This window comes from Pseudoduganella sp. R-43, from assembly GCF_049913255.1.
Taxonomy (GTDB): Bacteria; Pseudomonadota; Gammaproteobacteria; order Burkholderiales; family Burkholderiaceae_D; genus Rugamonas.
Window position 1 is genome coordinate 5,337,941 of the sequence record NZ_CP183988.1, and the last position, 22,441, is coordinate 5,360,381.

23 protein-coding genes are annotated in these 22,441 nt (G+C 57.9%); 11 read left to right on the forward strand and 12 right to left on the reverse strand.

Annotation, left to right across the window (positions count from 1 at the left end; genetic code table 11):
• Window positions 1-90: 90 nt before the first annotated feature.
• The 8 genes from ACN9M3_RS24280 to ACN9M3_RS24315 all read right to left on the reverse strand — a co-directional run bounded on the left by ACN9M3_RS24280 (window position 91) and on the right by ACN9M3_RS24315 (window position 8,590).
• A complete protein-coding gene (locus tag ACN9M3_RS24280) occupies window positions 91-372 on the reverse strand; it encodes a Mor transcription activator family protein (RefSeq protein WP_426318875.1) in 282 nt (93 codons plus the stop codon).
• Window positions 372-2,450 carry a phage terminase large subunit family protein gene (locus ACN9M3_RS24285; protein ID WP_426318876.1) on the reverse strand — a complete coding sequence of 693 codons (2,079 nt, stop codon included), beginning with the start codon at window positions 2,448-2,450 and terminating at the stop codon, window positions 372-374. The genes ACN9M3_RS24280 and ACN9M3_RS24285 overlap by 1 nt, the downstream gene beginning before the upstream one ends.
• Complete coding sequence (locus ACN9M3_RS24290) at window positions 2,447-2,974, reverse strand: terminase small subunit (protein WP_426318877.1); 528 nt, start codon at window positions 2,972-2,974, stop codon at window positions 2,447-2,449. The genes ACN9M3_RS24285 and ACN9M3_RS24290 overlap by 4 nt, the downstream gene beginning before the upstream one ends.
• A gap of 102 nt (window positions 2,975-3,076) precedes the next feature.
• The gene (locus tag ACN9M3_RS24295) at window positions 3,077-3,832 is read right to left on the reverse strand and encodes a hypothetical protein (protein WP_426318878.1); all 756 of its coding nucleotides are present in this window, start codon (window positions 3,830-3,832) and stop codon (window positions 3,077-3,079) included.
• 77 nt (window positions 3,833-3,909) lie between these two features.
• Entirely contained in the window at window positions 3,910-4,506 is a 597-nt protein-coding gene (locus tag ACN9M3_RS24300; RefSeq protein WP_426318879.1) for a hypothetical protein, read from the reverse strand.
• Between the two features lie 312 nt (window positions 4,507-4,818).
• Window positions 4,819-7,665: a DUF5906 domain-containing protein gene (locus tag ACN9M3_RS24305; protein ID WP_426318880.1), complete on the reverse strand. Its 2,847-nt coding sequence runs from the start codon at window positions 7,663-7,665 to the stop codon at window positions 4,819-4,821.
• A 29-nt stretch (window positions 7,666-7,694) separates the two neighbouring features.
• Entirely contained in the window at window positions 7,695-8,120 is a 426-nt protein-coding gene (locus tag ACN9M3_RS24310; protein ID WP_426318881.1) for a hypothetical protein, read from the reverse strand.
• Complete coding sequence (locus tag ACN9M3_RS24315; RefSeq protein WP_426323848.1) at window positions 8,120-8,590, reverse strand: YmfL family putative regulatory protein; 471 nt, start codon at window positions 8,588-8,590, stop codon at window positions 8,120-8,122. Before ACN9M3_RS24315 ends, ACN9M3_RS24310 begins: the two co-directional genes overlap by 1 nt.
• Before the next feature lie 484 nt (window positions 8,591-9,074).
• Here ACN9M3_RS24315 and ACN9M3_RS24320 point away from each other — a divergent pair, with 484 nt between their 5' ends.
• The 6 genes from ACN9M3_RS24320 to ACN9M3_RS24345 all read left to right on the forward strand — a co-directional run bounded on the left by ACN9M3_RS24320 (window position 9,075) and on the right by ACN9M3_RS24345 (window position 11,677).
• Window positions 9,075-9,755, forward strand: coding sequence for a S24 family peptidase (locus ACN9M3_RS24320; RefSeq protein ID WP_426318882.1), 681 nt, complete (start codon window positions 9,075-9,077; stop codon window positions 9,753-9,755).
• Window positions 9,756-9,829: 74 nt separating this feature from the next.
• Window positions 9,830-10,207: a hypothetical protein gene (locus ACN9M3_RS24325; RefSeq protein WP_426318883.1), complete on the forward strand. Its 378-nt coding sequence runs from the start codon at window positions 9,830-9,832 to the stop codon at window positions 10,205-10,207.
• Complete coding sequence (locus ACN9M3_RS24330; protein WP_426318884.1) at window positions 10,204-10,725, forward strand: hypothetical protein; 522 nt, start codon at window positions 10,204-10,206, stop codon at window positions 10,723-10,725. The genes ACN9M3_RS24325 and ACN9M3_RS24330 overlap by 4 nt, the downstream gene beginning before the upstream one ends.
• A 3-nt stretch (window positions 10,726-10,728) precedes the next feature.
• Window positions 10,729-10,932 (forward strand): hypothetical protein, encoded by a 204-nt coding sequence (locus ACN9M3_RS24335; protein ID WP_426318885.1) that lies wholly within the window; start codon window positions 10,729-10,731, stop codon window positions 10,930-10,932.
• A gap of 14 nt (window positions 10,933-10,946) precedes the next feature.
• Entirely contained in the window at window positions 10,947-11,429 is a 483-nt protein-coding gene (locus tag ACN9M3_RS24340; RefSeq protein ID WP_426318886.1) for a hypothetical protein, read from the forward strand.
• 8 nt (window positions 11,430-11,437) lie between these two features.
• Window positions 11,438-11,677, forward strand: a complete 240-nt coding sequence (locus ACN9M3_RS24345; protein WP_426318887.1) for a helix-turn-helix transcriptional regulator — start codon at window positions 11,438-11,440, stop codon at window positions 11,675-11,677.
• A gap of 135 nt (window positions 11,678-11,812) precedes the next feature.
• On the opposite strand, the gene ACN9M3_RS24350 is transcribed toward ACN9M3_RS24345, so the two are convergent.
• The 3 genes from ACN9M3_RS24350 to ACN9M3_RS24360 form a co-directional block, all read right to left on the reverse strand.
• Entirely contained in the window at window positions 11,813-12,796 is a 984-nt protein-coding gene (locus tag ACN9M3_RS24350) for a DUF4435 domain-containing protein (RefSeq protein ID WP_426318888.1), read from the reverse strand.
• Window positions 12,796-14,244 carry an AAA family ATPase gene (locus ACN9M3_RS24355; protein ID WP_426318890.1) on the reverse strand — a complete coding sequence of 483 codons (1,449 nt, stop codon included), beginning with the start codon at window positions 14,242-14,244 and terminating at the stop codon, window positions 12,796-12,798. The genes ACN9M3_RS24350 and ACN9M3_RS24355 overlap by 1 nt, the downstream gene beginning before the upstream one ends.
• A gap of 273 nt (window positions 14,245-14,517) precedes the next feature.
• The gene (locus ACN9M3_RS24360; RefSeq protein WP_426318891.1) at window positions 14,518-15,807 is read right to left on the reverse strand and encodes a tyrosine-type recombinase/integrase; all 1,290 of its coding nucleotides are present in this window, start codon (window positions 15,805-15,807) and stop codon (window positions 14,518-14,520) included.
• A 255-nt stretch (window positions 15,808-16,062) separates the two neighbouring features.
• On the opposite strand from ACN9M3_RS24360, the gene mutS reads away from it, so the two are divergent.
• Entirely contained in the window at window positions 16,063-18,669 is a 2,607-nt protein-coding gene (gene mutS, locus ACN9M3_RS24365; RefSeq protein WP_426318892.1) for a DNA mismatch repair protein MutS, read from the forward strand.
• On the forward strand, window positions 18,666-19,616 hold the full coding sequence (locus tag ACN9M3_RS24370) for a hypothetical protein (RefSeq protein WP_426318893.1): 951 nt from the start codon (window positions 18,666-18,668) through the stop codon (window positions 19,614-19,616). The genes mutS and ACN9M3_RS24370 overlap by 4 nt, the downstream gene beginning before the upstream one ends.
• Window positions 19,617-19,650: 34 nt before the next feature.
• Here ACN9M3_RS24370 and ACN9M3_RS24375 read toward each other — a convergent pair whose 3' ends face one another.
• A complete protein-coding gene (locus ACN9M3_RS24375; RefSeq protein ID WP_426318894.1) occupies window positions 19,651-20,202 on the reverse strand; it encodes an FKBP-type peptidyl-prolyl cis-trans isomerase in 552 nt (183 codons plus the stop codon).
• Window positions 20,203-20,259: 57 nt separating this feature from the next.
• Between ACN9M3_RS24375 and ACN9M3_RS24380 the strand changes: the two genes are divergently transcribed.
• The 3 genes from ACN9M3_RS24380 (at window position 20,260) to ACN9M3_RS24390 (ending at window position 22,435) form a co-directional block, all read left to right on the forward strand.
• Window positions 20,260-21,384 carry a JmjC domain-containing protein gene (locus ACN9M3_RS24380; RefSeq protein ID WP_426318895.1) on the forward strand — a complete coding sequence of 375 codons (1,125 nt, stop codon included), beginning with the start codon at window positions 20,260-20,262 and terminating at the stop codon, window positions 21,382-21,384.
• Window positions 21,385-21,395: 11 nt separating this feature from the next.
• Window positions 21,396-21,866: a hypothetical protein gene (locus ACN9M3_RS24385; RefSeq protein WP_426318896.1), complete on the forward strand. Its 471-nt coding sequence runs from the start codon at window positions 21,396-21,398 to the stop codon at window positions 21,864-21,866.
• Between the two features lie 287 nt (window positions 21,867-22,153).
• Window positions 22,154-22,435 carry a hypothetical protein gene (locus tag ACN9M3_RS24390; RefSeq protein ID WP_426163520.1) on the forward strand — a complete coding sequence of 94 codons (282 nt, stop codon included), beginning with the start codon at window positions 22,154-22,156 and terminating at the stop codon, window positions 22,433-22,435.
• The last annotated feature ends 6 nt before the right edge of the window (window positions 22,436-22,441 follow it).

Sequence of the window (22,441 nt, forward strand, 5' to 3'; positions counted from 1 at the left end):
ACTCCTAAAGTTGCGCCTTCCGCAGCGGTAGCGGCCACGAACGACCGTCACACTCAGCACATATCTGAGCAATTGCTAAATTGTACACGTCTACCCTCCTTTGATGATTTTGTAGAACTGTGAACGGCTAACGTTGTACTCGGCCATCAGTTCCTTACGGTTGCGCCCGTTGTACTTGGCTCTGACCGCTTCGGCGCGCGCTTCCGCATCGATGTCGGACTTCTTGATGTAGACCTCCTGACCGCCCCACTGCAGGCGCAGCATTGCGTCAATCTGGCGTTGCTTCTCAGGCGTAAAAATGGACGGCCCCAGGGTGGCGCCGACCAAGCTGACGAAGCAGCCGACGATGTCATTCTCGTTGTGCATTTGCATTAATTAAATCCCCTACTTGCCCATTCATCGGATGCGAAGCCACGTCCTGCGCTCCTGGTCTGTTGCGACGTTGCTGGCGCCGCTGCCGGCGCTGGCCGTGGCGCTTCTGCGGCGGCCGGCCGAACGGTTTGCGGTGCCGCTGCCGGGGGCGCCTGGCTGAACAGATCGCCTATGGCTGGCTGGACCTCCGCTTCCAGGGTGTCCCACCACTTCGCCGGCTTCTTCGCCAGCTCCAGGTGCGTTTCGAGCCAGACTGCATAAACCGTGCAATCCCACGCTTCCACTCGCTTACGAAGCGCCGTCCAGCGCGATTCTTTTCCGCTGGCGGTAGCCCGCTCCACTCGGGCCTCGCCTGCCATCTGTGCAAAGTATTCATCCGTCGATTCCTTTGAGAAGTGCATGTAGCCAGGCCCAGGCTTGGTGATCTGTAGCCGGCCATAGATCAAGTCCTTGGCCAGGTTTGTACCGACCTGCCACAGGAACAGGCCACGCTTCTTCGTCTTGCCTCGCCAGTCGATGTCCACCTTTGAGACGCCATCCTTGATGTGCTTCTCTCGCCCGGAACGGCCCTTCACAGCGAACACCTTGCGGCCCATCGCAGTCTGCGCATGCACGAAGCTGTACACCGCCTGCGTGTGGTGGCCGCCAGTGTCGATCGCCGATGCATAGATTCCGAGCACCTTGCCGCTCGCGTGCGGGAACTCCGTCTCGAACAGGTATTCGGCAACGTCCTGCCACACCTGGTCTTCGCTGGGGTTTCCATAAAAGACTCGATGCTCGATCTTCCATGTCTCGCAGCCGCGCCCATATCCGCGAACCGTCACCTCGATGCGGTTGTCCTGCGTGTCACACCCTGCCAGCAGCCGCAGGCATCCCATTGGTACCGTCCCGAGCTTGTACGGCTCGGCGCGCTCCTTCAGCTGCTCGGCATCGGTCTTCTCCTGTTCCAGCGCCCACACCTCGCCCAGCGTCGTATTTGTGAACGCCTTGAGCTTGGTAATGTCGCCGCCCTGGGCCTTTTCGTAGGCCTCCAGAAATTCCTCCACCAACTTCGACCAGGTCACCACCGGGCTGTACGCGGTCCAGACGTGGAACGCGATATGCTCGAGCGCCGGGATCTCCTCGCCGGCCGCATTGCGGAAGATGCCTTCGGCATCGACGGAGATGCTGCCGTCTTCGTTCTGCCATCGGCCCTGGTCGGCGACTGCCAGGTACTGCGACTGTGTGATCAGGCAACCGTTGTGTGGACACAAGTGCCGAACGGTTTCCGGGTCGCCGTTCACCCACTTGAAGCCGTGCGCCTCATCCTTCTTCCCCCAGGCCAGCGTGTGGAACTCGCCGCACTCTGGGCAAGGGATCCCGAATTTGAGGCGCACATCCGCCGCTTGGTACCTGTCGTCGATGAGCGAGAAGCCCTGCAGCTTCGGCGTCGATCCGGTGATCACCTTCGGGAACGTCGCCCCCTCCACCCGCTTCGCCGCCAGCACGTCGGGCGAGCCTTCTTTTTCGATGTCGCGATCGAACGCATCCAGTTCATCCAGGAGCGCAACGTCGACCGATATCCGCCGGTAGGCCCGGGCAGCGGTTCCGCCGCGCGTGTGCAACAAGCAGCCCAGGAATTTCTTCTGCGCGAGCGTATTGTCCTTGTGCCTAGAAACGTGCGCCGGCATCGCCCTGCGCATCACTTTCACGTCGCGCAGCATCGTGTCGAGCTCGGTCTTGACGAACTCGTCGCTATCACCATCCGTCGGCTGCCACAACGCCTGGTTGCGCCGTTTGTGTTCAGCGAAGTAACCAACAGCGGCCAGCAACATCTTCGTGTATCCCACCCGCGCCGACTTCTTGAAGTCGATCGCGCGGATGTCGTCGTTGCTGATGCATGCCAGAATCGCACGCTGGAATGGCCAGGGCCGCCAGGCCTGCTCCACGTACGACGACTCGGCGGACAGGTAGAAGTGCTCCCGCGCCCACTCCTCGAGTGTCATCGGCGGCGGCACGCCGAACGCGCCCAAGCCGCGCGTGACGGTCTTGGCGAGCTCCGGAGAATCCCAGTTCAGGACTTCGTGCATGCAGCTCATGGCATGGGCTCCTCGAACTCGGTCACGGGCTCATCATCGTCTTCGTCTTCCTGCTCGCGCAGGTCATCGAGCGACATGCCGGCAACGATGTTGCGCACCAGCGCGATCTCGGCGGCAATGCTCTTGATTTCCTCGCCGGATAGGGTTGGCACACGGCGCTTCACAGCACCAGGGATCGCTTCCAGGATGCCGGCGATCCTGCCGCCGGCTTTGGACAACACCTCTTCGATCAGCGTCACAGGCGCCAGCTCGGCGCGCGTGACGGCGTTCTGCATTTCGATCTTCTCGCGCTGGGCCTTCGCCAGGCCTGCGCGTTCGGTGGCCAGGTCAAGCTCGCCGTTCGCCGCCCGCCCCGCCGCCTGTTCGCGCAAGTGAGAGCAATAGGCCTGCAGCAGTTGGTGGCCATCCATGGACTTATCGAGGATGCCTCGGCCAGCCAGGTTGCCGATCGCTTGCTGGCTGACGCCGACGAGCGCGCCGAATGTTACCTGGGTCATCGGCTTAGTAAGGTCGAAGGTGGACATGACAATACAACCCCCTTAGGAAGGGTATTTGACTAGAGAATAATCGGGGTTCGAATTACCCTTGACGGCCCCCTCTCGGGAGTACCTTGGAAAAGCTTCTGGTCAGCGCTGGGATGCCCGCGCTTCGGCCAGAGCGCGCTGGAATTCACCCTTGAAGTGCTGCTCGATGGCCAGCTTCGCCACGTATTCAAAGTCGAACGTTGCCTGATAGGTGACGTAGCGCACGAAGATCATCACAGCCCTGATGGCGGTGCCGCGAGCAAAATGCACACGCTGGTAGATGCCGAGAGGCAGCCGATCACCAGGCCTGCCCACAAAGTAGGAAACGCCTTGCCGCGTCTTGCTACCGCGCTGCAGGGCCTCGCGGCGCCTGTCCGTCATGTTGGCTTTGTAGCCTGCCTCCGGGAAGGCGCGGAAGTACGACAGGATCTGCACGATTTGACCACGATTCATGTTTCCGTAGTCATCCAGTTCGGCGCCCTCACCCGGTACCACACGGTAGCCCGGTGGCAGTGCGCCGATGGCTTCCAGCGCCCGCTCGAATCGCTTCTGCCCACGCGATCCGCCCTTGATCTGCGCCGCCATGTATTTCGCGGCCGGCGTGCTGCTCTTGCTGGCAAAGTCTTTCAGCTTGACTTCGGCCGTGAGACTGTCGCTCGTGGCCGGCTGCACGAACAGCCCTGACATGGTGAACGGTGTCGGCTTGTCAAAGACGTCCCGCATCTCGCGTTCCTCGGCCTGCTTGCTCTTCACCGCCACGCGCGTCAATGCCACCCGCGTCGCAAACTTGACCTGTTTTTCTTCCACCAGCATGCCAGTTGTCAACTGCCTCACTGCATCGCGCACGTCAACGGTCATGGGGTCTCCGGGGAATGCAGACGTCTGCACAGAAAAGAATAAGCCCGCTCAGTGGCGGGCTTGGTCGTTGCCTCCATTCAGACGAACAGACGCCTCCGCCAGGGAGACGCCGATTCGGCTGAAGGCTCGGGACACCCCGGCAGGCAAGTTGTAGCCTGAATGGTAGCCGGGCTACCTAAGGTTATCAAGATACTCCTTAGGTTCCTTTCCGCTTTGGCGATCAGCAGCGGCACATGTGGCCCCCGCACGCCGCGCACGAATCGGCGCACTTGATCCGCCGGCCACTGGTGGATGTACAACGCCTTCAGCACCTGGCGCTCATTCGCGTCGCTAAGCAGGCGCCATGCCGCCTCGACCACCCATCCGTCCAGCTCAGCACCCGTGCATGCCAGTGGCCGCTGCAGCCTGTCGCCGCCGTCAACCGATGTCAGGGATAGGCCTGCCGCCGCCGCACGTTGAAGGACATACTGACGGGCCCACGCCGCGCAGCATTGCGCCCCACCGCCACGCTTGTCCGCGCCACGTACCGCGTGGCGCCAGTTCTCCAGCCTGGCTTTGAACTGCTCATCGCCCGGCACACGCGCCGCAGGCACGACGCGCCCCGTATTGCGCGGAGCCTGGTTCGCCACTTCGATCGCTTCATACGCAATCCCATCGACTTCAATCACTTGCATTCCCATTTCCTTTATTTACTCGCTCTGTCCGAGCCCCCGAATCCTGTTGATCAGACCCTTTACATGCCTTCACTGAACCCTGTTACGCTGAAACCCGCATGAATGCTTTCCTTTACAGGGTTAACAGGGTTAACAGGGTGTAATTACACGCACATATGAAAAAACTTCCAGCCTCTCTAATCTAAGAAATACACCCGCGCACGCGTGGTACCCCTGCAAACCCTGTTAACCCTGTTAACACCGCATGAATGCTAGCTTTGCGCTGTACGGGGTTTGTAAAATCCCTGTTAATAACCCTGTTCTTGCTCACCGTTAGATCTCGGCCTTGATGTCCGCCAGTCGACGGAAGCGTTCGCAACGAGCACTCAACGACTCATCGGGGGGATCGCCCTCCTGATCCGGCACATGCAATACGGTCAGTAGCTTCCGCTTCGCACCGATGGTCACCCACTGGCGGTCCTTCTTGAGGCGGTTCCCCATCAACTCGGCAAACTTGGTGAGCGACTGTCCTCGCAACCCGTATCGGGAGCAGTAGCGGTCGTAGGCCAGGTACAGGTCATTCGACAGACAGGAGCAATACGGTGCGTCCAGCTCGCCACCCGACCAGGCGAGATAGAACGCCTCCCAATCGGGCCGGCCAAAGCTGATGACACGCTCCTTCGCGGCGGTCATTGGCGGCCACGTATGAGGGTTGAAGTCGCCCAGCGGATACTCCAGCAGGAAGGCATAGAAGGACTCGATCAGGCCATCCTCCAGCACTGACTTAATTTTCCCGAGCAGCACTGGATCCAGATCGGTACGTACGTCGGCAACACAGAAGCGGCGGTCGTGCGGCTCCAGCGGTACAGCCTGGAACTCGTTCGACAGCATGACCGTATTCATGTGGTTGGCCTCGTCGCGGTCATCCTTGAACTTCTGGCTGATCGGCTGCGTGCGGCCCGTGATCATGTGTTTGATCAGGCCAATGGAGCTGTACTTATCCTGGCGCGAGAGAATTTCTTCGAACAGCACGAACAGCTTTTGCGACCGCCACACGGTGTACGTAGAATCCAGCTGGTTCTGGCCCCCGGTCGCCCCGTACTCGCCGTAGATGGGCTTGACGATGCCTTCAAAGAACAAGCTCTTACCCGTACCCTGCTTCTCGCCGAAGAACAAGAGCGCGGTTTGCATCTTGGCGCCGGGGTGCTGCAGCGGGTAGGCCAGCCAGCGCAGTACCCACTGAAACAGTTCCTCCCGGTTCGGCTCCGAAAAGCACAGGCTTGCCAGCAACTCCAACGCCAGGGCGGCCTTTTCTGGATCTTTCTTCGGCTTCAATGGGAAGCCCTCGAACATGTTGATGTGCGTCTTCAAATCCACGGTCTGCGTCGGATCAAAGACCAGGTTCTCCAGGTCGATCTCGCGCCGCATGGAATGCTCCAGCCAGCGTTCGGCCAGATTCGCGCCGCGCGATAGAGCCATGGCGTCGTAACCAACGATCTTGCGACGGTCGTGGTCCCAAACGGTCTTTGTGCCATACAGCAGCGTGTAGCGCTCCAACATCATCAACAGAGAGTCATCCCCCGCTCCCCCGTTGGTCGCTGCAACGCCGCGCACCGTGGCCGGGAGATTGCGAGGGCTGATAGACCGCCGCTGCGGGCTATTCTCCCATTGCTTAGCGCTTTCCTTGCCTACCATGGTGACAAACGCCTTGGCCTTCATGCGCAGTTTGTTCACCGAATCCCACACTTCGGTCGTACCCTGGATCAGCGCACAGTGCGACAGCGCCCATTCCAGCGACACCAGCCCGACCTTGCCCTCCGGCGCCGCATTCGCAGTTGAGGGGGGCGGGGGGAGCAGCCCCGCGTCTTCCGGCAATGCGCCCGCTCGCGCGGCCGCATCATCAGGAGAGGGAGCGGGAGAACCAACGGACGCGGCATCGCTCTCGATGACCGCTGGCGGCGTTGCAGGAACGCAGGCTGAATGATTCGCGTCCGCTGGCTCGTGTAAGACTGGCGCCGCTGGCGCGGCACCAGCTACGGGAAGGACCGACTTAGGCCGCTTCGCGGCGAGAAGAACAGGCGCGAGTTGCGATGCCACGACTTCAAGCGACTCCTCCGCGTGCAAGTCGTTCCAATCGGTCAGCTTACGCCCTCTCCTATCTGAGAATGATGGAATCGCGAGCGAGGCGTTGCCGACAAGCTTTGCGGCCGCCTTGCAACGCGACAGGCCGGCATTCTCAAATTTCCGCGTATCGATTCTTCGCCCCCTGCGCACGTCGCTAGCGATGTAGTCGACGCCGTTCGCGTCAACACACCACTGTGCCGTAACCTGTACTGATTCGCCGCTGACATTCAGGACCGTATGCTCAACCCCATCAATCGGCACATGCACGTGTACGTCGAATTCCCTGAACAAGTGCTCGGTGAAGCGCTGCTCCAACAGGTAATCGTCGTCGACCAGGAACACCAAGTGCGCACTTGGATAGCGGCGCCGCAGTTCTTGCGCCACGATGCCGATACTGCCGGCATCGAATGCCACTGCAAGGGGAAGATCGTCGCCGAGCAAGGCAGCCGCCATGCGAACAGTTCGACATGTGGCGTAGCCTTCGCCCAGGCCAATAACGCCCGCGTCCCCAGCTCTACCGGCGAGGGCGCCGAGCAGACATGCCGCCCCGACCTTATCCATGCCGCTGCTGTAGCGCTTATTCCCTGCCTGGTCGATGCGCTGCCGGCCTACCATCTGGCCCGCGCGCATCATTGGGATCAAAAGCTCACCGTTATCATTGACGCGCACGCCCTCCGGAGTGATCTTCTTACGATCCAAGTAAGCGTGCGCGACGGGGTTGCGCTCGGCCTTGTTCCATTCGTCCAGCGCACGGTTGGCAGCCAGTTGCTGCTCACGGCGCTTCTCTTCCGCAGCGCGCTCCTCTTCCTCCCGCCGCTTCGCGGCCAGGTCAGCGCGTTCCTCGGCCGACATCGCGTCGGAGTCGCACGTTACCTGAATCGTTCCCGGGTCGAGGCCGATGTATATCCCGTATGCGCCAGTGATGACCTCGCGGCCAGTTCTCAGCGTGGTACGGCGCAGCACATACCATGCCTTCTTCTTTGGCCCGAAACGGTGAATCTTCCCATCAGTCTTCGGATGGTCCGACGGCAATGGCGGCATATCTGCCAACTGCATTTGGAGGACTACTCGTCCAACATCATCAATCAAGACTTGGCTCCCGCGAAGCTCGTAGGGCCTTTATACGGCACTTCTTTACCCGCCACGACGGAAGGCGAAGCACGAAAGTCAAACGCACCTGATCGGAAGACCATCGCGCTGCGGGCGCGCAGTGGCTTGAAGCCATTGCCGGTACGCGGTTCTGGCAACTTGCCGACCCAAGTTTCCGTCGGTTTTGCCACACCTAAATATGCCCGCCCCTCATCGGTCAATTGCACGTCGGCGTCGTTCTTTTCGATCAAGCCGTAAAAGACCAACTGCTCAATAACGAGCATGTCAAAGGCGGTACGTGTGATGGACTTGCCTGCGACGCGATACAAAGTAGCGCTGGCCGCACGGCCGCCGAGTGAGTGGAGCGAAGACAGCGCATTGGCTGGTCTGCTACCACGGCGAGGCAGATCATGCTTAGCCATTACGCTGCCTCCCTTGCAGATGCGACCGGGTTCGGCATCGGGCAATGCATCAAGAACATCAGCGTCATCAGTTCGCGGATCGTGCTATGCATGCGGTTTTCCAGAATCTGCAACGTCGCACGCTCCCGGGCGTCGATCTTGCCGTCCTTCTTTGCTTCCGTGTACTCACGCGACAACTCGCCCAGCTCGTCATAGAGCTCATGGAACTTGTCGTGCAGCTCTACTTCCGACAAATCACCAGGCTCCGGCAGCGAATAGAAAATACCGCCACTTGCGTGTGCCACTGCTTGCGCAAAGTGTTTGGTGCCCGCGTAGTCTTGGATCAGCAGCGCGGTGTCGACACGCATGCCGCTGCCCTTCACCTCATATACGCGCTGCTCAAGGGCCGATTTGCTCATGCCTAAAGTTGCAGCAGTCCCGTTCCAGCCGTGGACCTTGATCATTTCTTGGTATGCAGCTAACAACTCCACAGTATCGTCCTTTAGTTCTTGGGTTTTAGATAACAAAATTCTTCTCTAACATTCCGATATGCCGACCTACCTACCCATCCATATCGCTGAATTTCCCGACGACCGAATGTTGTGGCACGGTGTCAAAGATTTGGGTCGGCGACGGCGGCTGCCTCCCGCCATGCCCTGGATTACTGCGGATGTGGGCCTCCTGAACCGTTAGCACTGGGAATAGATCTGGCCGCTCCAGGCGGACCTTTGGTGGAATTCCTCGACTCTTCCAGTTCTGGACTCGTTGCACCCCACCTTGATTGGGATACCCCAGTAGGCGAGCAACTTTTGCAGGTCCGCCCAACTCGTCAATTAGCTTGCAGTCGTCTTTGCACATGTCGTTTGTTGGAGGTTATGAACGACCATGATTAAACACCATGTTTAATTACGAGTCAACACCGTGTGTAACACAAATTGTTTAGTTGGCCTCAAAATCTTAAACATGCATCCACAAATGACCCGCCTTTACGCCGCCGCCAAAACCCTGCGTGGCATTAACACTCAAACTGAGCTCGCAAGGGCGTTGAATCTCTCCTCCCAAACGGTGAACAATTGGGAAGCACGCGGCATTTCAAAACCCGGAATGCTTGCCGCGCAAGCCACGATTGGCTGTTCTGCTACCTGGTTGGACTCTGGGGAAGGAGAGATGATTCTGTCGGCACCGGAATTACCTCCTGGTGTAATGCAGGTTGTGGCGGCCGGGCCAGATGACCCTTACACATATGGAATTCCTCGCGTGCACCTGCGGTTGCAAGCGGGGATTATGGGGATTCAAACCGAACCCGATCAGCGAGGCCACGGAATTCTGCGCATAGATCGAAGCTGGGCAGATCGCCAAAATCTTGACCCGAAACGCCTCGTTGCAATTCAAGTCAAAGGTGAGAGCATGGAGCCGGCCTTGTACGAAGGCGATATCGTCGTCATCAATCTTGCTGACACTCGCCCAGTTGACGGAAGCGTATACGCTGTCAACTATGAGGGCGAGGCAGTGATTAAGCGCCTGAGCAGGGACGTAGGTGAGTGGTGGCTGACTTCAGACAATACCGATCAACGGCGTTTCCATCGCAAACTCTGCCGCAATGGGGAATGCATTATCGTCGGAAAAGTTGTTAGGAAAGAAAGTACGCACATCTGAATTAAACAAAATGTTTGACTGAATTTTAAACATGGTATTTAATCGCTCCGTCTTGTTTAACGACGGAGCGATAGATGCATCAATTCCGAAATTCCCCTGCGGCTGCAGTTGCTGCAATCTTGCAGGAGGCGTTCGCCTCCCCATCCCAAAAAGCAGTACGAAGCCAAGAATACCTGTCCGGCGCTCACGCACGCCTGCTGCAACTCACGATTGGAAAACCATTCGCCTGTCCGTTTGCGGAAGGCTCGCCGCAAGCTGATGCGTTTTTCGCTGGCGCAGATCAGGGAACTCAACTGTTCCACGCGAACAGGTTGCAGCGAGTGTTTCCGCCCTCTCCGGTTCCGCTTGCGGGCCTCAAGGGCCACGCTTACATTGCTGCCCGAAACTTGAATAAAAAAGTTGAACGTGTGCAGACGTCTGCACATATCAACGATCAAGAGGCGACTCAATGAGCGCCGCCGCCAACCTGCCGGAAACGACTTCCCACGGAAGCCTGTCCGAGCAGGCTGCAGCAGTCGCTGCAAGCCTGGACCGTCTAAACACTGCTGCTGCGAATGCCGCCGAACTGCTCCGCCTGGCGGGCGTTGCCGGTATGCGCGGCGATACGGCCGACGACCTTAGTACCGCCCTTGCGATTCACGGTCATTTGGTCCACCAGTTCAACGTGACCGTTCGCACAAGCGCAGGCGCCGCATCCTATTGCACCCGCTCTGTAAATGCAGCGGCCGCAGCCGAAGCAGCCTTAGACGACCATGGCGACACACCGTGCGGCATCACCGTCACAGCCGCGAATCCTGACGACCCGGCACTTGCAGCTGCATACGTCGCCTTGCGCGTTGCCGGGCCACTCGATAAGGCGCTCAAAGACCCCTCGATCGGCCGCGCGATTCGCAGCTATGCGCGAAAGCACCCTGTACGCCGGCCGCCGATCACCGATTTCAAATCCCTCGCAGCGAACGATCGGGACTAAGCCATGAATTCCAAAGAGTACCGCCTGGCGCTGCGCGAATGCGCCGATAAAGCCACTAAGAGCCATCCGACAAATCCAGTGCTTCGATCAATGCTGTTCATAGCACTGCTCTCCGCATACGCGGGACATGACGAACGCGCACTGGGTGACATCCTTTTCAATCTCACCATCAACGCAGAACCCGTTGCGGCAAAAGGCCGCGACTAACCGAAAGCTAAATCATGAGCAAACTCGTTGTACTCGCACCACCTGTGGTGAACGCATTCAACAATCACACGACGACGGCGGCAACGGCCACGGTTCCAGCGCACCTAGTCATCGCCAGCCTGGCGAGCGAGCTGCGGGCCTCAGGCGAAGTCCTGAACTCGCTGCATCACTTCGCCCCAATGGCATCGCTGCTGCATGCGATGGCCGACCTGCAGGAGCGCGGAATAATCGACAAGGAACTCAAACGCAAAGCTGAGCGCGCGGCGGTATTGAGCATGGCCAAGCAGTACCTTGCCCAGCGACAGGACCGCGGCGCGTACGGTCAGCGCGCCGCCACAAGCCAGGACCTGGTGCGTCGTCTACGCACCGTTGCGGGCCATAGCACGATCAAGCCGCCAGCATTAGATCTTGAAGCTGCCGATCACATCGAGCACCTGCAGCGCCAAGTTGAAGCGTCGAAGCAAATAGAATGCAATCTGAACGAAAGGGTGAAATGAGCGTGAATATGAACCGACTTTATGTAGACCTGCCTGAGGTGGCTAACCTGTTGTCGCTCTCTACCGCGACCATCCAAAAGCTGGTCCGCCAGAACGAGTTTCCGCCTCCACGCAAATTATCCGCGCAGCGTGTCGGCTGGCTCGTTCGTGAGGTACAGACTTGGGCTGAAGAGCGGCCGATATCCGACCTACCGCCACCGCCCAACACCGGACACCGCAAAGGAATGAAGTTCGATAGCTCGACCTGAGAGGAAGTTCAAGGCGCAAAAGCTTCGAAGTTCCGTGAGATAAGCGAATATCACTACATAAATCTGCGATCGGTTGCTGTGTCCGCGCACAGTCTCTCGCCGCCCAATCTAAACCGAAGGGCGGCGGATTGTTTTTCAAAGGCGAAGAGCTTCAGGTCCGATATGAACTTTATGGCGCCCCTCACGAATCGACTCTACAAACTTGTCTAAGCATTCGGGAATATTACAAGTTGACGACAATATTCTCACCAGCGAATCCTGTTTAGTGTCAAACGAAATTTTCCCCTTCCCAACCGTGAAAAACTTCGGCTGAGCGCTATTTCTATCCTCAATTAAGACCGCAATAAAGCGTCTAAACAAGAAGAAAAGAAACTTCCCTCTCCAATTTAAGGACGGATTAAGTTTTAAGAAATCCTCATCATATCGACCAACGTGTTCCGCCGGAACATCTTCTTTTACTTTCAACAAATCAAAAAGAGCCTGCCCGCTTGCTTTTTTTATGATTCGCAATGAATTAGCATCTACCGTTGCAAATTTCTCAGAATTCTCATCAATTGAACCTGCAGTCAAGGAAATCCCTGCCAAAGACTCTTTTCGCACGCAGTGCAAAAGCCTGTTTACCTCCTTCAACTCATTCGCATGCTGTTCTAGAAATTCGTCAAAAAGCGCAATTATACGAGTTCGGTCATCTATAAGTTCTGCCGTTCCAAGTCCGAACTCAGCATTCATTAAACGCCGAAGAGCCTCTTTCGATACGAGCAAGTTCTCAATGGAGTAAGTTGGTGTCACATAAATATCTTCGCCAGGTTGATATCCTTTTAGCCCATCATAATCAGAATCAATGAAAAACACATTACCTTGGCCTTTCGGTATTTCCTTACTTCTAGAAATCACATCACGTAACCGTAGCACATTGTCTTTCCCATTGGCCTGAAAGAAGATTTCAGGCGAATTCAAATTTTTCCTAGTAAAAATCGAGGAATAAAAAATGGTATCGTCGGCGCCCTCCACAATAGCTATCTCGGCATCTGGAACTTTGCTCCTCAATTTATTGTACCGAAGCAAGGAAACGGACAAACGATCCTTGCTCTGAGCCATTACTGTAGACTTGGATTGCATTAGCCTCCCCCAGACTTTTTCCGATTTATTGCAGTATCAATAGTTCCGGAAACCACTTCCAACTCGTTATCAAAAACAAAAGGCGAGTGCGTTATAGCAATTAGCTGCATGCAGTTTTGAGTAGCACAAATATCTGGCAATAGACGTTGCTGCCATTCGATCGAAAGTGATAACTCAGGCTCGTCCACTAGTATCAAGTACTTCTTCCGCGGATCAAGCATCAGTCTTGCAAAAATACTTACGACCTGTTTTTCGCCGGAAGACAAGTTATTGAATTTAATATCTTTTCCGGTTATGAGGTTTGAAATCGACAACTCTAGTTTTAGCTTGTCAAACATCAGCTTCTTTTCCCGCGTTGAGCCGAGCAGCTCTTCTTCGGCGGGACACAAATAGCCATTGACCATATTAACAAAATTCTCGATCGCTTTTTCATCATCGCGACGCTCCGAATATACACGTAAGAGCTGCGACAAAAATCGCCGAAGTTCTCGTCGGTTCTCGTTAAAAATCTCGTTCGTTTTGATAATTTCCGATAATCGGCTTTTTAATTCTTCAGAATCTTTACCGACACGCGCAAGGACAACTTCAATCGACGCCAAGTCAAAACTCTTAGTGCCATCCGACTCAATGAGAGACTTGTTATCAATGAGCTGCTCCAAAGTTTGACCACTATTCCTAGAAAACGCATCCAGCGTTTCTCGCCTAATCTGAGTAACGATAGCGTTCAATTTGGATTCAACATCCGCCATCCCGAAATAAATCAAGCGGGTCGAATCCCACGCATCCCGGGGTCCACGTCCTTTTCGGAGCGCAGCTTGATTCACAGGAGGATTTTTATGCCTATATTCAGGCAAGTCTGCCTCAATCCGTCGATACGTTGGCAGGTACAATATCGCCACATCGCCTAGTTGCTCTTTTGCCTTTGCGTGAAGTTCCTTAAATGCACCAGTCTGAATAAGCGGAGTGCAAATTGAATTCAGTTGTTGAAATATTTCTTGACGATCGAAGGGTGAGTCGCGATGAATTGTAGAAAATGCTCGTGTCTGCGCCGCCTCATCCAAATCACCTAAGATAAACTTTGTAAGAAGCTCTACTACTTCATCTCTGGAGTTGGAACCCCATTGATCGAAGAAGACATTAGACGCAGCCTCTTCGATCCCACCATCAACCAACTCACCGAACAATTCACTCTTCAAGTAGGATGTAATCGAGCCATCCCCCCATCCGATCTCAATACTATCAAAATCAACGGCATATAATATTGCACCTTGACCAGCGAATATAGAATAGAGCGCGGTTAATAATGACGTCTTTCCAGATCCATTATCGGCGCTAGCTATTTTAACTGGAGTATTGCATGTAAGGCTAACGTCCTTATATCCATACATGCCAAATATTTTAAAGCTTTTAATGATCGGCGCTGCGCGATCCAAAAACTCTAGATTCATGTAACATCCTCTTTTAGTGAACCATTCATTCGTTCCGCGTTCGGTCGCTAACTCTTTAGTTCATAGGGCAAAATACCAATAGAATTATCCGCAAGAGGCCAGAAGTTGGCCTTATTCTAATTTTTCTCTGTCAGCCAATTCCAATATGTTGGGTAGGTTGGTCATGCACAACGAATAGAGCATATCACCCTGCTGAGGTGAAAGGTTCACGAATTCTCACGCCGTCAAAGGCGAGCAACCTTTGGCACAGTAGGTCAGAAATGAACTTATTGCTCAAGCACATGCCAGAGCTTCCAAATGAGGGGCGAGGCGAGTCAGCCACTCACGCTTCTCCCTATCGTATGTATGGCGGTTGTATACGCCGGTAATTCCTTGCTTCATATGGCCGAGCATCGCCTCGCCCACTTCATCCGGGCAACCAATCGCAGCTAACAGAGTCCTCGAGCTGCGCCGTAAATCATGGGGCGCCCAGCGGTCCACCGGCAGCCTCGGCCGTTCGTATTCCGGTCGCGTCTGCGAGTATGGCATGTGCAGCCATACCTGGGAGGCGACGTTCTTTTGCTCGACATGCCCCGACGCGCAATGTTTGGATGGAAACAGGTATCCTCCAGCAGCGACCTCCATCCGGCGCCGCACGATGCGCTCCGCCCTACCGACCAGCGGTACCCTGAAGTCCGTCGCATGCTCTCGCCAGCTGTTCTTAGTCTTATCCTTTGGGACAGTCCACCACAATCCGTCCGCCTCCTCAGTGATTTCGCTGGCGTGCATCGCCATGATTTCTGAGCCTCGGGCGCATGTCCAGAGGTACAACGTCAACGCGTCCTCGACAATGCGAGAAAAGTTCGGCAACCATGGGATGAGCGTGGTCAGCTCGACTTCGCTGAGAACCCGTTTTACAACGCCGGCCGGCGCGCCCTGGATCATGCGCCCCTTGCTGCGCAATTTGCCACGCATGATCAGGCGCCACCAGTTCGGCAAGGACTCAGGCAATCGACCGGAGTCCAACGCATAGTCCCACGCCGCCCCTATCTCCGCACGCAACTTGGCGGCCTGGACGGGGATATGCCCAAACGATTCAATTAGGTCGAACGCGACCGACCTGGTGACATCGGCCGCGCGCATGTAGCCTGTTTCGCCCAGCATTGTTTCGAACATGCGCCGGACCTCTGCCGCCCCCTTCTCGCCGCGATTCTTTTCGATGTACTTAACCAGGTAGTTGTCGCACACATCGGCAACGGTGACGACTTCCATCGCGGCGCGGGCTCGCTCCGCCGCTGCGGCTACACGCTTCTCACCGCGCTCAGCCCGTTTTGCTGCACTCGGATCGGCGCCGTCGGCGCGGGCCTGGCGTAGCTTTTCCCAAGCCACTGTCGCAGCAGCGAATGACACCGTCGGCCATTCACCGATTTTGGTCTGCTTCATCTTGCCGTCGATAGGACTTTTGTAACGATAAATCCAGGATCGCTTCGTTGCCGTGGCTTCGAATCGCAGCCCCGGGCACTCGGAAATGGTAAAGTGTTGGCCTGCTGGCAAAAGTTTGGCAGCGCGCGCATCAAATGGCATGGTTCCCCTTGCGGTGTAGGTTTGGCGTAGCTTTTCATCATTCCGATGAAATGAGCCAGAATTTTAGCGTAACTTCAATTTTTCACAGGAAAAAAGTTACGCTAAAAGTACAAGTGGCCGCATGGGCATGTATGCGCATACAGTAAAAGTGAAATCGGCGATTAAACCGAATTCTTTATAAATTTCAAATACTTACTTGTGAACACCCTATCAAAACAAGAGGTTGCAGCAGCCTCCGATCCAAAGGTTACCCCAATGATGCAGCAGTACCTGCGCATCAAGGCCGATTACCCAAACATGCTGGTGTTCTACCGCATGGGCGACTTTTACGAGCTATTCTTCGACGATGCGGAGAAGGCTTCGCGCGTGCTGGGCATTACACTGACGGCGCGCGGCACCCAGAACGGCGCGCCGATCAAGATGGCTGGCGTGCCTTTCCATTCGCTGGATGGCTACCTGGCCAAGCTGGTCAAGGTCGGCGAGTCCTGTGCGATCGCGGAGCAGATCGGCGACCCGGCCCTGGCCAAGGGTCCGGTCGAGCGCAAGGTGGTGCGCGTGGTCACACCGGGCACCCTGACCGATTCGGACCTGCTGCCGGAAAAATCGGAGCGCCCACTGCTGGCCATGACCATGATCAGCAACCGCAAGGTGGTCACTTGCGGCCTGGCCTGGCTGTCGCTGGCCTCCGGTGCGCTGCGCCTGATGGAATTCTCCGGCGACCAGCGCAGCGTCAACATGCGCCTGGGACAGGAGCTGGAGCGCATCGCGCCGGCTGAAATCCTGCGCGGCGACGATGCCGACATGTTCGACGACATCGCGATCTGCCACGTCAACAACGTGCCGGCCTGGCACTTCGACGTGGTGCACGGCCACAAGGCCCTGCTCGACCAGCTGGCTGTCGCCACCCTGACAGGCTTTGGCGCGGAAGGCCTGGGCGCGGCATTCGGTGCAGCCGGCGCCCTGCTGCGCTATGCGCAATCGACCCAGGGCCGCGGCCTGCAGCACGTCAAGAGCCTTTCCTGCGAAACGGAAAACGAATACATCGGCCTGGACGCCGCAACGCGCCGCAACCTGGAGCTGACGGAAACCATTCGCGGCCAGGAATCGCCTACCCTGTTCTCGCTGCTGGACCACTGCCGCACCGCCATGGGTTCGCGCCTGCTGCGCCACTGGCTGCACCATGCGAAGCGCGACCAGGCCGTGGCGCGCGCGCGCCACGACGCCATCGCCGCGCTGATGCAGCACGACACCACCGGCTCGCTGGCCTACCACCTGGCGCAGGTGCCGGATATCGAACGCATCACCACCCGCGTGGCCTTGCTGTCGGCGCGCCCGCGCGACCTGTCGGCCCTGCGCGACGGCCTGCAGCAACTGCCGAAACTGCAGCACGCCATGCTGCGCGCCTTGGGCCACGACAATGCGCAAGGCCTGCTGGCCAAGCTGCACTTCGGCTTGAATGAACCGAAGGAATGCGTGGACCTGCTGGTGCGCGCCATCATGCCGGAACCGGCCACCATGGTGCGCGACGGCGGCGTGATCGCTCGCGGCTACGATGCGGAGCTGGACGAACTGCGCGGCCTGTCCGAAAACGCCGGCCAGTTCCTGGTCGACCTGGAAACCCGCGAACGCGAACGCACCGGCATCGCCAACCTGCGCGTCGAATACAACCGCGTGCACGGCTTCTACATCGAAGTCACCAACGGCCAGGCAGACAAGGTGCCGGAAGACTACCGCCGCCGCCAGACCCTGAAGAACTGCGAGCGTTACATCACGCCGGAACTGAAGGCCTTTGAAGACAAGGCCCTGTCGGCGCAGGACCGCGCGCTGGCGCGCGAGAAGATGCTGTACGACGAGCTGCTGGCCGCCCTGGCCCCGTTCATCGGCCCGCTGCAGTCCATCGCCCAGGCCCTGGCCCAGGTCGACACCTTGTGTGCACTGGCCGAACACGCGCTGCGCAACAACTGGTGCGCACCGAACCTGGTGGCCGAGCCATGCATCCATATTGTGGAAGGCCGCCACCCGGTGGTGGAAAACCAGATCGAGCGTTTCATCGCCAACGACTGCAAATTCATGGCCGACCGCCGCCTGCTGCTGATCACCGGCCCGAACATGGGCGGTAAATCGACCTTCATGCGCCAGGTCGCCCTGATTACCCTGCTGGCCTACGTGGGCAGCTATGTGCCGGCCGCCAGCGCCACCATCGGCCCGATCGACCGCGTGTTCACCCGTATCGGCGCCACCGACGACCTGGCTGGCGGCCGTTCCACCTTCATGGTGGAGATGACGGAAGCAGCGACCATCCTGAACGGCGCCACCGAGCATTCGCTGGTGCTGATGGACGAAATCGGCCGCGGCACCTCGACCTTCGACGGCCTGGCGCTGGCGTGGGCGATTGCGCGCCACCTGATCGAAAGCAGCCGCAGCTTCACCCTGTTCGCGACCCACTACTTCGAACTGACCCAGTTGCCGGAAGCGCATCCGACCGCCGCCAACGTCCACCTGTCGGCGGTGGAGCACAAGGATTCCATCGTCTTCCTGCACGCGGTGCAGAACGGCCCGGCCTCGCAAAGCTACGGCTTGCAGGTGGCGCAGCTGGCCGGCGTGCCGCAGCCGGTGATCAAGGCCGCCCGCAAGCACCTGGCGCGCCTGGAAGCGCAAGCGCTGGACGCCACGCCGCAACTCGACCTGTTCGCCGCGCCGGTGGCCGATGCCAACGACGACGCGGCGCCCGCGGCTGCTCCTGCGGCCGATCCACGTGCCGAGGAACTGCTGGCAGCGCTGGACGACATCGATCCGGACGCCATGACTCCGCGCGAAGCGCTGGACCGCCTGTACCAGCTCAAGCGCCTGGCGCAGGCATGAAACGGCGGCTCGTCCTAAGTTCGCTGGCCTGTGGGGCCGCGCTGGCCGCCGCCATGCTTGCCATGCCTGCGGCGGTGGCACGCAACGACAAGGCCGCGCCGCGCAAAGGCGAATTCTCGTTCGCCCTGCTCGGCCACAACTTCCCCAAGGGAGAAGGCGACGCCGAGTTCCGCCGCATGCTGGCAGAAGCAAGCCGCAACGAGCCCGCATTCCTGATTGCCACTGGCCTCAAGTCGGCCAGTGAGCCCTGTTCCGACAGCCTGTACCAGGAGCGCCGCGACCTGATGAACAGCGCCGAGCGCCCCTTGGTGCTGCTGCCGGCAGGCAGCGACTGGACCGAGTGCCGCAATTCGAATGGCAAGTCGAACGCCATCGAGCGCCTCAACCGCATTCGCGAACTGTTCTTCCGCGAGCCCGAAGCACTCGGCAAGGGCAAGCTGCCGCTGAACCGCCAGTCCAGCATCGCCAAGTTCCGCGACTACGCCGAAAACACGTATTGGGAGTACGAGAACATCCTGTTCGTCACCCTCAACGTGCCGGCCAGGAACAACCACTACCTGGTCGAAGCGGGTCGCAACAGCGAGTATGAAGACCGCATGGTGGCTAACCGCGGCTGGCTGCACCGCGCCTTCCTGCACGCCAAGCGCAAGAACATCGCCGGCATCGTGCTGGTGATGGATGGCGAAATCGGCGCCCACGTGGAACAAGGTTTTTTTGAACGGCTCGCGCAAAAGCGCGACGGCTTTACCGAGATCCGCCGCATCGTGCGCTCGCAGGCCGACAAATATCCGGGGCAGTTGCTGCTGGTGGACAACCGCAAGCAGGGCAAGGCCGCCCCGGCAATCGAATGGAACAAGAACGTCGGCCATCTCGCGTTGGGTGCCGAATGGGTCACGCTGCGCGTGATACCGGGCAGTGCGGCGCTGTTCGTCCTGGGCAGCGAGTGACGTAAAAAAGCCCCGCTGTGCGGGGCTTGGGATCTTAATGGATCGGGTGGCTGCGGAAGTGATCGCCTTCCTCGCCATCGTCGCCTTCATCGTCGGCGTCGTGGTGGTGATGGCCATGCGGGCCATGCACGTGCTCGTGGGCGATTTCTTCTTCAGTGGCGGCGCGCACGTCGATCACTTTCAGCTCGAAGCGCAGGGCCATGCCGGCCAGCGGATGGTTGCCGTCCAGGACCACTTTATCTTCGGCGATTTCAGTCACGGTGAAAATCATTGCGTCATCGTCTTCGCCGCCTTCAGGCAGGCCTTCGAACTGCATGCCGATTTCGAGCGGCTCCGGCAGTCGCGCACGCTCTTCCACTTTCAGCAGGTTCGGATCGTAATCGCCAAAGGCGTCTTCCGGTTCAATCTGGATCGTGGTGGCGTAGCCGTTTTCCTTGCCGTCCAGTTCTTCTTCGATTTTCGGCAGGGTGTTCTCGTAGCCACCGTGCAGGTAGACCATAGGCTGGCGACCGTCTTCGATCAGATTGTTCTGTGCGTCGGACAGTTTGTACTCCACCGTCACAACGGTATTCTTGGCGATCTTCATTGAGCTTCCTTTCATATCTAAGCTGGAAGGATTATACCGCTTGCTATAATCGGCCCCATGAAAAAACTGACACTCCTGGGCGATATCACGCCCGAACAATTCCTGCGCGATTACTGGCACAAGAAGCCGCTGCTGATCCGCCAGGCCATTCCCGGCTTCAAACCCCTGCTGCCTTTCGACAAGCTGGCTGAACTGGCCACCAAGGACTACGTGGAAAGCCGCCTGGTCACCAAGAAAGACGGTAGCTGGGACATGCAGCACGGCCCCCTGAAAGAACTGCCTTCGCGCAAAGAGCGCGCATGGACCATGCTGGTACAGGGCGTCAACCTGCAGGACGACCAGGCGGATGCGCTGCTGCGCCAGTTCCGCTTCCTGCCCGATGCGCGCCTGGACGACCTGATGGTGAGCTTCGCCACCGATGGCGGCGGCGTCGGCCCGCACTTCGATTCCTACGACGTGTTCCTGCTGCAGGCCGAAGGCCAGCGCCGCTGGAAGATCAGCGCGCAGAAGGACCTGACCCTGATCGAAGGCCTGCCGCTGAAGATCCTGAAGAAATTCAAGGCCACCGAGGAATTCGTGCTGGAACCGGGCGACATGCTCTACCTGCCGCCGCACTACGCCCACGATGGCGAAGCGATCGGCGACTGCCAGACCTATTCGATCGGCTTCCGCTCCCCGTCCTACCAGGAACTGGGCGAAGCCTTCCTGCAATTCATGGCCGACTCCATCGACCTGCCGGGCCGTTATGCCGACCCGGACCTGGAGCCGACCAGCAAGCCTGCTGAAATCCCGAAAGCCATGCTGGGCAAACTGGCCGACGAATTGAACAAGGTCAGCTTCACCGAAGACGATTTCGCCATTTTCCTCGGCGAATACCTGTCCGAACCAAAGCATAACGTCTTCTTCCAGCCGCTCGAAAAGCCGCTAACTGCCGGCAAGTTCCAGCAATCGGCTGAGAAAAAAGGCGTTTGTCTCTCGCGCAAGACGCAAATGCTTTATCGCGGCAAGAATGTCTTCATCAACGGCGAGTCCTTTGCCATGAACAAGTCCGACAAGGCGACGCTGGAAACCCTGGCCAATACACGCGGCCTGGACGGCCCAGCAGTGGCCGCAGCTTCCGAAGACGTGCTGGAAGCGCTCTTCGCCTGGTACACCGACGGCTGGCTGGAACTGAACAAATAATCGGAGATAGCATGGAGAAGCAGCTTTTTGACAGTCGTACCCAATTCCAGTCCCTGCTACTGGACTGCATCTCCCGAGGCCGCCTGACGCTGCAGATGTTCGACCCGGACTATGCCTGGTGGCAGCTGGGCCATTCGAAGACTGACGCCCTGCTGCGCCGCTTCCTGCAGCACAAAGGCCGCATCCAGCTGGTCGCTCACAGCAATGGCCATCTGGAGCGCAATGAACCGCGCTTCCTGAAGCTGCTGGAAGACTACAGCCACCAGATTGAATGCCGCCTGACCAGCCGCAGCATCAGCACCCTGACCGATTCCTTCTGCGTGGCGGACGGCGTGCACATCGTGCGCCGCTTCCATTCCGACCACTTCCGTGGCGAAGCGGATTTTGATGCTCCATCGTCAACCCAAACCAGTTTGGAACGTTATGAAGCTATCTGGGCCGAAACCCAGCCGGGCCTGCGACCAGGAACGACTGGATTGTAAGCCGGAAAAATGTAAAATGCTGCGGTTCGAGGTATGACGGTAATCGCTGCAGTTGCCAGCAGATCGGCGCGGGAAAAAAATATTGCGTTTTCGCAAAATAGTTGTGTAAACCGCCCGATTTGCTATTGCGACGCAGCAGAAAACGCTATAATATCCGGTGTGTTTCCGTGTCTGGTCGACCTTTTTCTGAAGGTTGGAAGGGCCGACGAAACGCCGTACGAGCGATAATTACCGGTAATTATTCATCGCAACATTGTTTAATTTTTGTTGTTATTTAAGGAAAACAAATGAAAAAATCCCTGCTGATCGCCTCCCTGCTGGCTGTTGCCCTGGCTGCTTGCTCCAAGAAAGAAGAAGCTCCTGCTGCTCCAGTAGCAACCCCAGAAGCAGCTGCTCCAGCAGCCGCTCCTGCAGCTCCAGCAGCTGACGCAGCTGCTCCTGCTGCTGCTCCAGCCGCTGACGCTGCTGCTGCTGCCGCTTCCGCTGCTACCGACGCTGCTGCTGCTGCTTCCGCAGCTGCTTCGGCTGCTTCGGCTGCTGCTTCCGCTGCTTCCGCTGCTGCTAAGTAATTCCTG

Coding starts and splice junctions, on each gene's coding strand:
- ACN9M3_RS24300 (WP_426318879.1), bottom strand. CDS start 4,506: ATGCAAGTGATTGAAGTCGATGGGATTGCGTATGAAGCGATCGAAGTG.
- ACN9M3_RS24285 (WP_426318876.1), bottom strand. CDS start 2,450: ATGAGCTGCATGCACGAAGTCCTGAACTGGGATTCTCCGGAGCTCGCC.
- ACN9M3_RS24390 (WP_426163520.1), top strand. CDS start 22,154: ATGAAAAAATCCCTGCTGATCGCCTCCCTGCTGGCTGTTGCCCTGGCT.
- ACN9M3_RS24375 (WP_426318894.1), bottom strand. CDS start 20,202: ATGAAGATCGCCAAGAATACCGTTGTGACGGTGGAGTACAAACTGTCC.
- ACN9M3_RS24325 (WP_426318883.1), top strand. CDS start 9,830: ATGCATCAATTCCGAAATTCCCCTGCGGCTGCAGTTGCTGCAATCTTG.
- ACN9M3_RS24310 (WP_426318881.1), bottom strand. CDS start 8,120: ATGGCTAAGCATGATCTGCCTCGCCGTGGTAGCAGACCAGCCAATGCG.
- ACN9M3_RS24345 (WP_426318887.1), top strand. CDS start 11,438: ATGAACCGACTTTATGTAGACCTGCCTGAGGTGGCTAACCTGTTGTCG.
- ACN9M3_RS24380 (WP_426318895.1), top strand. CDS start 20,260: ATGAAAAAACTGACACTCCTGGGCGATATCACGCCCGAACAATTCCTG.
- ACN9M3_RS24370 (WP_426318893.1), top strand. CDS start 18,666: ATGAAACGGCGGCTCGTCCTAAGTTCGCTGGCCTGTGGGGCCGCGCTG.
- ACN9M3_RS24385 (WP_426318896.1), top strand. CDS start 21,396: ATGGAGAAGCAGCTTTTTGACAGTCGTACCCAATTCCAGTCCCTGCTA.
- ACN9M3_RS24320 (WP_426318882.1), top strand. CDS start 9,075: ATGACCCGCCTTTACGCCGCCGCCAAAACCCTGCGTGGCATTAACACT.
- ACN9M3_RS24355 (WP_426318890.1), bottom strand. CDS start 14,244: ATGAATCTAGAGTTTTTGGATCGCGCAGCGCCGATCATTAAAAGCTTT.
- ACN9M3_RS24335 (WP_426318885.1), top strand. CDS start 10,729: ATGAATTCCAAAGAGTACCGCCTGGCGCTGCGCGAATGCGCCGATAAA.
- ACN9M3_RS24280 (WP_426318875.1), bottom strand. CDS start 372: ATGCAAATGCACAACGAGAATGACATCGTCGGCTGCTTCGTCAGCTTG.
- ACN9M3_RS24350 (WP_426318888.1), bottom strand. CDS start 12,796: ATGCAATCCAAGTCTACAGTAATGGCTCAGAGCAAGGATCGTTTGTCC.
- ACN9M3_RS24290 (WP_426318877.1), bottom strand. CDS start 2,974: ATGTCCACCTTCGACCTTACTAAGCCGATGACCCAGGTAACATTCGGC.
- ACN9M3_RS24330 (WP_426318884.1), top strand. CDS start 10,204: ATGAGCGCCGCCGCCAACCTGCCGGAAACGACTTCCCACGGAAGCCTG.
- ACN9M3_RS24340 (WP_426318886.1), top strand. CDS start 10,947: ATGAGCAAACTCGTTGTACTCGCACCACCTGTGGTGAACGCATTCAAC.
- ACN9M3_RS24360 (WP_426318891.1), bottom strand. CDS start 15,807: ATGCCATTTGATGCGCGCGCTGCCAAACTTTTGCCAGCAGGCCAACAC.
- mutS (WP_426318892.1), top strand. CDS start 16,063: ATGATGCAGCAGTACCTGCGCATCAAGGCCGATTACCCAAACATGCTG.
- ACN9M3_RS24305 (WP_426318880.1), bottom strand. CDS start 7,665: ATGCAGTTGGCAGATATGCCGCCATTGCCGTCGGACCATCCGAAGACT.
- ACN9M3_RS24295 (WP_426318878.1), bottom strand. CDS start 3,832: ATGACCGTTGACGTGCGCGATGCAGTGAGGCAGTTGACAACTGGCATG.